General features: G+C 70.9%; 6 protein-coding genes. 1 reads left to right on the plus strand and 5 read right to left on the minus strand.

The window, feature by feature from the left end:
• On the plus strand, nt 1-816 hold an 816-nt coding region (locus tag G6048_RS45285; RefSeq protein WP_165345452.1), incomplete at its 5' end, for a SigE family RNA polymerase sigma factor.
• Between the two features lie 210 nt (nt 817-1,026).
• Here the strand turns inward: G6048_RS45285 and sucD are convergent.
• The 5 genes from sucD to G6048_RS45310 all read right to left on the minus strand — a co-directional run bounded on the left by sucD (nt 1,027) and on the right by G6048_RS45310 (nt 8,100).
• A complete protein-coding gene (gene sucD, locus G6048_RS45290; RefSeq protein ID WP_165345453.1) occupies nt 1,027-1,911 on the minus strand; it encodes a succinate--CoA ligase subunit alpha in 885 nt (294 codons plus the stop codon).
• 21 nt (nt 1,912-1,932) lie between these two features.
• A complete protein-coding gene (sucC, locus tag G6048_RS45295; RefSeq protein WP_165345454.1) occupies nt 1,933-3,111 on the minus strand; it encodes an ADP-forming succinate--CoA ligase subunit beta in 1,179 nt (392 codons plus the stop codon).
• 447 nt (nt 3,112-3,558) lie between these two features.
• Nucleotides 3,559-5,313 carry a hypothetical protein gene (locus G6048_RS49020; protein WP_206342933.1) on the minus strand — a complete coding sequence of 585 codons (1,755 nt, stop codon included), beginning with the start codon at nt 5,311-5,313 and terminating at the stop codon, nt 3,559-3,561.
• Between the two features lie 232 nt (nt 5,314-5,545).
• The gene (locus G6048_RS45305) at nt 5,546-6,895 is read right to left on the minus strand and encodes a hypothetical protein (protein ID WP_165345451.1); all 1,350 of its coding nucleotides are present in this window, start codon (nt 6,893-6,895) and stop codon (nt 5,546-5,548) included.
• Between the two features lie 179 nt (nt 6,896-7,074).
• Entirely contained in the window at nt 7,075-8,100 is a 1,026-nt protein-coding gene (locus G6048_RS45310) for a vWA domain-containing protein (protein ID WP_165345456.1), read from the minus strand.
• Between the last annotated feature and the right edge of the window lie 4 nt (nt 8,101-8,104).

Below are 8,104 nucleotides of genomic sequence, written 5' to 3' on the forward strand. Positions count from 1 at the left end.
GCCCTCACCCCCGCCCAAGCCTTCGACGCGCTCTACGAGTTCTGCGCCCCCAGCCTCGTACAGCAGACGTATCTCCTCACCGGGCGGCGGGAGTTGGCGCGGGAGTCCGTGGATCGTGCGTTCCAACTGGCGTGGCAGCGCTGGCCGGAGGTGGCGGTCGACCCGGAACCGGCGGGCTGGGTGCGGGCGGTGGCACACGAGTACGCGCTGTCGCCCTGGCACCGGCTGCGCCTCCGCCACCGGCGCCCGGACGCACCGCCCGCCACTCCGGGCGACCGCCGCCTGCTCTCCGTACTGCTGAGCCTTCCGCCCTCGTACCGGCGCACGCTGCTTCTCCACGACGGCCTCGGCGTCGGCCTGCCGGAGACCGCTGCCGAGACGGAGGCGAGCACCGTGGCGGCGGCGAACCGCCTGCTGCACGCGCGCGAGGCCATCGCCGAGCACTTCCCGGACCTGACGGATCCACAGGAGCTACGACGCCGCCTGGCGAGACTGGCGAAACTCGCGGACAAGGAGCGCCAAGACCGGCGGGCTGCGCCGAAACCCGTGACAGTTCGCACGGGCAGCGAACGCCGAGCCCAGTACTGGACCCGCGCGGCCATCGCTTGCACCACCCTGCTCGTCGCGGCCACGGCCATCACCGTCAAGACGGCCCCGAGCCACTACGAACCTCCCGTGCCCCCCGGCGAGAAGATCCACGGCGTACCGCCCCGAGCGGCCCCCGGCGCACTCTCGGCCAAACAGCAGAAACTACGTGCAAGGCTGAAGTCGGACTCGGCGAACGGCCCGGAAAGACTGCTCCCGGAAGGCCGTTAGCGCTGCGGGCAGTCGTCCCGCTACTGCTGCGGGCAGTCGTTCCGCAACTGCTGTGGGCAATCGTTCCGCAGGGCGGAACGGGTGGGCACAGCAGGGCAACACCGGGTGCCACCCCAACAAGGTCCCACCCCGGGAAACGCAAGATGGGCCCGCCCCAGCAAGGGGTACGAGCCCACCCAACGCTCACCTGACTTGTTCAGCCTGCGGCAGCTAGCCCGCCAGGATGGCGCGCGCCAGCTTCGCCGTCTCCGTAGGCGTTTTGCCGACCTTCACACCGGCGGCCTCAAGAGCCTCCTTCTTGGCCGCGGCCGTACCGGAGGAACCGGAGACGATGGCGCCGGCGTGGCCCATCGTCTTGCCCTCGGGCGCGGTGAAGCCCGCGACGTAACCGACGACCGGCTTCGACACGTTGGCCTTGATGAAGTCGGCCGCCCGCTCCTCGGCGTCGCCGCCGATCTCACCGATCATGACGATCAGGTCGGTGTCGGGGTCGGCCTCGAACGCGGCGAGCGCGTCGATGTGCGTCGTACCGATGACCGGGTCGCCACCGATGCCGACGGCCGACGAGAAGCCGATGTCACGGAGCTCGTACATCATCTGGTACGTCAGCGTGCCGGACTTCGAGACCAGGCCGATACGGCCCGGCTTCGTGATGTCGCCCGGGATGATGCCGGCGTTCGACTGACCGGGGGTGATCAGACCCGGGCAGTTCGGACCGATGATGCGGGTCTTGTTGCCCTTCTCGACCGCGTACGCGTAGAACGCCGCCGAGTCGTGCACCGCGATGCCCTCGGTGATGACGACCGCGAGCGGGATCTCGGCGTCGATCGCCTCGACCACGGCGGCCTTGGAGAAGGCCGGCGGCACGAAGAGGACGGAGACGTTGGCGCCCGTCTTCTCGATCGCCTCGGCAACCGTGCCGAAGACCGGGATCTCGTTGCCGTCGATGTCGACGGAGGTGCCGGCCTTGCGCGGGTTCACGCCGCCGACGATGTTCGTGCCGTCGGCCAGCATGAGCTTGGTGTGCTTCATGCCCGTGGCACCGGTCATGCCCTGGACGATGACCTTGCTGTCCTTGTCGAGGAAGATAGCCATGGTGGTCTTAGTCCCTCTTCCTTACTTCGCAGCCGCGAGTTCGGCGGCCTTGTCGGCCGCGCCGTCCATGGTGTCCACGCGCTGCACGAGCGGGTGGTTCGCGTCCGACAGGATCTGGCGACCCAGCTCCGCGTTGTTGCCGTCGAGGCGCACGACCAGCGGCTTGGTGACCTCTTCGCCCTTCTCGGCGAGCAGGGCCAGGGCCTGGACGATGCCGTTGGCGACCTCGTCGCAGGCGGTGATGCCGCCGAAGACGTTGACGAAGACGGACTTGACGGCCGGGTCGCCCAGGATGATCTCCAGGCCGTTGGCCATGACCTGGGCGGAGGCGCCGCCGCCGATGTCGAGGAAGTTGGCGGGCTTGACGCCGCCGTGGGCCTCACCGGCGTACGCGACCACGTCGAGGGTGCTCATGACGAGACCCGCGCCGTTGCCGATGATGCCGACCTCGCCGTCGAGCTTGACGTAGTTGAGGTTCTTGGCCTTGGCGGCGGCCTCGAGCGGGTCGGCCGCCTCCTTGTCCTCCAGCGCCGCGTGGTCCGGCTGGCGGAAGTCGGCGTTCTCGTCGAGCGAGACCTTGCCGTCGAGGGCGATGACCTTGCCGGAGGCGACCTTGGCGAGCGGGTTGACCTCGACGAGGAGGGCGTCCTCCTTGATGAAGGTCTCCCACAGCGTCACCAGGATGTCGGCGACCTGGTCGGCGACCTCGGCCGGGAACTTCGCCTGGGCGACGATCTCGCGGGCCTTCTCGATCGAGACGCCCTCGTTGGCGTCGACCGGCACCTTCGCGAGGGCGTCGGGGTTCTCCTCCGCGACGACCTCGATCTCCACGCCGCCCTGTACGGACGCCATGGCCAGGAAGGTGCGGTTGGTGCGGTCGAGGAGGTACGAGACGTAGTACTCCTCGAGGATCTCGGGAGCCGTCTCGGCGATCATCACCTTGTGGACCGTGTGGCCCTTGATGTCCATGCCGAGGATGTCCGTCGCGCGGGCGACGGCCTCGTCCGGGGTGGCGGCCAGCTTCACGCCGCCGGCCTTGCCCCGGCCGCCGACCTTGACCTGGGCCTTGACGACGGACTTGCCGCCAAGACGCTCGGTCGCCGCGCGCGCCCCCTCAGGCGTGTCGATGACTTCACCGGCCAGCACCGGTACACCGTGCTTGGCGAAGAGGTCCCTCGCCTGGTACTCGAACAGGTCCACGCGCGTCCGTCCCTATCAGGTATCTCGCGGTTCGTTGGTCTCCGTGGGCGTGCCGCGAGGGCAACGTGACTGCGCGGTCACTAGGAGGGCGTGGGCACGGTGGCCGGCACGCGGCATGTCCGTCTGGCAGGTTATCGCCGCTGACGGTGGGGTCGTAAATCGCAGATCACACCTGAGCGGTGATTACGGTCACAGATGCGGGTCCGATGTGGCTCTGATCAGGGCCTCACCAGGCTGGGGTTGGCCTGGTGAGGCCCCTGTAACAGCCCCTGAGGAACGCGCGAACAGCCACTCAGGGGTTGCGGGGCGGACGGTCCCCACCCCATTGGGGACCACCCGCCCCTGTCCGCGGGATTTCGGTCGGCCGGCCGATGGATTTCGGCTGCCCGGCTGGTTCCCGCGGAGTCGGTCGGTGCCGTACGGCTGGGCGTGCGTACGACAGTCCGGTCAGATGCCGTACGCGGCGCCCGGCAGGTAGCTCGGGGTGACGGACTCGGCGACGCCCTGGGCGCCGGTGGCCGCGTTCTGGACCAGCGGCCCGCCGGCGGTCTCGGCGGTTCCGGTCAGGTCCTGAGCGACAGGCCCGGCCTGCCCGGCCACACCGCCCGCGAACGGGGAGACCTCGCCGGCAACGCCGTACGCGAAGGGCTGCACATCGCCCGCGACGCCGTACGCGAACGTCGTGGCACCGCCGCCGACGCCCTGCACGACGGGCTGCGCGTAACCGACGACGGCGTCCACGACCGGCTGCACGGTCCCGCCGACACCCTCGGCGAACGGCGGCACCTGCCCGACGACACCCTGCGCGAATGAGCCGGCCTGGCCCACCACTCCGTACGCGACCGGCGGAACGTCACCCACGACGCCCTCCGCGAAGGGCCGCACCTCGCCGACGACACCGTCCGCGAGCACGCCCGCGTCACCCGCGGCCTGCCCGGCGACCGGCGCCACCCCGTCCACGGCGGTATGGGCGACCGGCGGGAGCACGGAGGCGGCGGTGTCCTCGGTGACCTGGCCCACGAGGCCGGTGGCGTACGGGGTGGTGTCGCTGACGACGCCGTTCGCGTACATCTGCGTTTCGCCCGCTACACCGTGTGCGTACGGGGTGGTGTCCTGGGCGACTCCGCCTGCGTACGTCTGCGCGTCGGCCACCACTCCGTATGCCAGCGCCGTCGTCCCGGCGACGGCCTGCCCGGCGACGGGGACGACGCCGAGGACAGCCTGGTCGGCGACGGGTACGGCGCCGTGGATGGCCTGGCTGGCGACCGGCGTGACGCCGTGGACGGCGCCTGCGGCGAAGGGCGGGAGGGCGGACGCGGCGGTCTCGTCGACGACCGGGGTGGCGGTCTCGTGTATGCCCTGGACGGTGGAGGGGACGGCGGTGACGGTGGCCTGCACCTGGGCCGGGGCACCGTTCACGGTCTGGCGAGCGGCGTCGGCCGTGGTGCGTACGGGGGCAGCCGTACGGCCCGCAAACGCGACCGTCCGGTCGGCGGTGGCGACCGTCTGCCGGACCTGGGCGCGGGCGTCGGACGGTACGCCCGCCGCGGTGCGCTCGGTGGCCGTGAGCTGCGTCTGCACGGCGGCGAGCGCCTGCTCCAGCTCTGGGGCGAACGTCGACAGCGGGCCGAAGAGGTAGTCGACCTCGTCCTGGGGGCCGGTGGCGTCGGAAGCGGCGTGCGCCGCCTCGGACTTGGCCTCCTGCGCGGCGGCCTTCGCCCGGGCGATCTCGTGCGCGGGCAGGGCGGGCATGGCGGGCAGCTCGGCTTCGACGTACTGACGGGCCTGGTCGGCCGCCTTCGTCCCGGTCTCCGCGGAGGCGGTCGCCTTCGCCTTTGCGGTGGTACCGGTGACGACGTCGTGCGCCTTGGCTGTCGTACCGGAGGCGGTGTTCTGCGCCTTGGCGGTCGTGGCGCCGGTGATGTCGGCGATCTTGTCGGTGACGGTGGAAGCGTCGGAGGCGGTGCCGGAGACGTCGGAGACGTCGTGCAGGGCGTCGTCGGCCACTTCGGCGACGGGGTTGTCGGCCTCGTGGGCCGCGTTGCCGACCGCGTCGTTCACGTCGTCCACAGACAAGGACGCGTCGGGTACGGAGGCCGTCGACTTGGGCAGTTCGTCAGCGCCGGCGACGGCTGAGCCGAGCGCCCACGCGCCGGTGACACCGGCGGCGATGACTATGGAACGGCGGATGTTCTTGTGCATGCGTGCTTCAGATCCTTCGGGATACCGAGACTTGATGACTTCGGGAGTGGGGGGCTTCCGGTGTCGGATGCGGCGCCGAGTCCCTTACCGGTCCGGGGAGTTGAGGACCGGTGGTGTCGGCAGCGGCTCCGGTCCGGATCCCGTTGGCTGTGTCCGGAGATCGGAGAGATGTCCGGACGACGGGCAGACCTGTTCCGCCCCCGCGCGGCAGGTCAGCGCGGGTGGGCCTGCCCTAGCCGGGGAATACGGGAATGTCCCGGTACCTGTCCCTGGTCTCGGCCGCGGTCACCGCCGCGGCGATACCGGGCACCAGCCTCAGCTGCGCCCGGTTGCTGAACGCGACGGCATGCGCGTCGCCGTGCCGCGGCGAACCGTTGTCGGCCGCGGAACCATGCCCGAGCGCACCTCTGGGAGCACCTTCGTGCTCCTGGTGCGCGGGCGGCTGCGCGGCACCCCGCGCACCCTCGTCGTTGTCGTGCACGCCGGCCTCGGGCGCCGCGTGACCGCCGCTGAACTGCGGCCCGTACCCACCCGGGGAACGATCGCCGGACTTCGCTCCTGCGTCAGGCCCGGCCGCCCCGTCCTCGTCCGCCGCCCCGCCGGGCACCTGCGGCTGCGAACCGACCGGCAACGTCTGGCCGGGCAGAACGGGCGGCCCCGGCAGGTGCGGGAGACCGGGGAGTTCAAGCCCGGGGAGTATGGACAGGGGCGGCCACCACGGCGACCCTGGCGCTCCGGACTCGGCAGTTCCCGCGCCCACGACCTGTTCCACCAGGCCACCTATCGGCCGTACGACGCCGTCGGTGGCCGGACGTATGACCTGGTCGGTAACTGGCCGTATGACCTGGTCTGTGACGGGCCATATGACCTTCTCGGTGGCCGGCAGAACGACCTGCTCGGTCACCGGGCGCATGGCCTGCTCGGTGACCGGGCGGACGACGCGGTGGACTCCGTCGCTCACGGGGTCGGTCACCTGGGTCGTCGCCTTGCGGACGGGGGCCAGGGGGTCGACGGTGCGGGGGCGTGCCGGGGTCTCGACGCCGGGATCCGAGCTGCTGCCGGGGCTGGCGCCCTGGCCCGGGGCGGCGCCCTGGCCGGAGGCGAGGCCTGGACCGGGGGCGGCGCCGGCACCTGCTGGGCCGGCTTCGGCTTCAGAGGAGCCGTCCCCTTCGGACGAGGGGGCGCTGAGGTCGACGAGGCCACTGAGGCCACTGAGCCCGATACCGCTGGAGGCTCCGGCCCCCGAGGCTTCAGCCCTGGACCTGTCAGGGGTCGCCGCCCGCTGCTCCGAACCCGGCAGCTCCACCCGCGACTGCCGGACGGCCTGCGCAACCGCTCCGACCGAGCCCGTCACCACACGCTCCGCCGAACCCGTGACCGACCGCACGACACCCGTCGCCGTCACACCCGAAGTCGCACTGTCCGCGCCGTCCGCCGCGTTCGCCCGCTCCCCGCACAGCAGCCCGAGCACGAACAACCCGCCCACCAGCAACCCCACTTGCAGGGCACGCCGCCCGGCCGCCGTGCGCGTCATGCGCAGAGCGGCACCGGGCAGTGCGGCGGACAGGGTCGACACGGTCAAGACGGAGAGAGCCTCCCGTGCGGCGGGACGAGGCGGGTACGAGGTAGGACGGGGCGGCACACAGCGCCACCGTTGAAGTCGCGACGATCCTTGCATGGGAGTCGGGAGGTTGCGCAAGCCCCCCGTTCCCGTTGGGCATTCATGTCCGGTTTCCTCCAACCAGCCCTGCGTGCCCCCTTTTACCGTCCCGGGCTCCCGGTGTCCGGTATCGGCAGCGGGCGCTTCTCGATCGCCGCCGCCATCACCTCCGGGAACAGGTCGGGCGTGCACGCGAACGCCGGTGCGTCCAGCGCCGCGAGCGCCGCCGCATGCTCCCGGTCGTACGCGGGCGCCCCTTCGTCGGACAGCGCCAGCAGCGTCACGAACTGCACTCCGGACGCCTTCATCGCCGCGACCCGCTTCAGCATCTCGTTCCGTATGCCTCCTTCGTAGAGGTCGCTGATGAGCACGACCACGGTGTCGGCGGGGCGGGTGATCTGCGACTGGCAGTACGCGAGCGCTCTGTTGATGTCCGTACCGCCACCGAGCTGGGTGCCGAAGAGGACGTCGACCGGGTCGTCTAGCTGGTCGGTGAGGTCGACGACGGCCGTGTCGAAGACGACGAGCCGGGTGTTGATGGACCGCATCGAGGCCAGTACGGCGCCGAAGACCGAGGCGTAGACGACGGACGCCGCCATCGAACCCGACTGGTCGATGCAGAGGATGACCTCCTTCTTCACGGACTGGGACGCACGCCCGTAGCCGATCAGCCGCTCCGGCACGATCGTCCGGTACTCGGGCAGGTAGTGCTTGAGGTTGGCCGAGATCGTGCGGTTCCAGTCGATGTCGTGGTGGCGCGGCCGGCTGATACGGGCACTGCGGTCCAGGGCGCCGGTGAGCGTGGCCCGGGTGCGCGTCGCGAGCCGCTTCTCCAGGTTCTCGACCACCTTGCGTACGACGGCACGTGCCGTTTCCTTGGTCGTCTCGGGCATCGCCTTGCTCAGCGAAAGCAACGTGCCGACCAGGTGGACATCGGCCTCCACCGCCTCCAGCATCTCCGGCTCCAGCAACAGCGTGGACAGGCCGAGCCGGTCGATGGCGTCCCGCTGCATGACCTGAACCACGGAGGACGGAAAGTACGTCCGTATGTCCCCCAGCCACCGGGCCACCGACGGCGCGGAGGCCCCCAGTCCCGCCGACCGGTCCTTCCCCTGTCTCTTATACACAGCT

The sequence above is a fragment of the Streptomyces ureilyticus genome, from assembly GCF_011045025.1.
In the GTDB taxonomy this organism is placed as follows: domain Bacteria; phylum Actinomycetota; class Actinomycetes; order Streptomycetales; family Streptomycetaceae; genus Streptomyces; species Streptomyces ureilyticus.